Raw genomic sequence first — 434 nt, 5'->3', positions numbered from 1 at the left:
CGACGCGACCCGTGCCGCCGACGCGCCTCGTCCGGCCGGCGCGCCGGCGCGCACCGGCACCGCGTGCCTCGAGATCCACGTGCTGCCGTGGAGGCGACGCACGCGGATGGTCGACTTCGGGCCCATCGGCGGCATCCCGTCGGTCGACGACGACGTCCTCGGCCCCGTCGTCGCGACGCTGTTCACGGTGCTGGGGATCCTGTTCACCGTCGTCGTGGTCGGGTCGGTCGTCCTCGTGCTGCTCGAGCTGTGGGTGCTGCTCGCGCTCGCGGTCCTGCTGCTGCTCGCGCGGTTCGTCGGGCTGCTGCCCTGGGTCGTGGACCCCGCGACGGGCGGCCCGCGCGAGCGCTACCGCTGGCTGCCGAACGCCGTGGGCCGCGTGCGCGCGCTCAACGGCGGCGGCCGGGTCCGCGTCCGCTGGTCCTGGGTCGGCT

The 434-nt window shown here is 76.0% G+C and carries 1 protein-coding gene; it reads left to right on the top strand.

Annotation, left to right across the window (positions count from 1 at the left end; genetic code table 11):
• Positions 1–434 (top strand): hypothetical protein (locus tag CAY82_RS27585; RefSeq protein WP_170931140.1); only part of this gene is annotated, 434 nt, incomplete at both ends.

It is taken from the genome of Pseudomonas sp. SID14000 (genome assembly GCF_002165135.1).
Lineage (GTDB): Bacteria > Pseudomonadota > Gammaproteobacteria > Pseudomonadales > Pseudomonadaceae > Aquipseudomonas.
The sequence above is the reverse complement of the archived record's forward strand: the minus strand, read 5'-3'. Positions and strand labels throughout refer to the sequence as shown.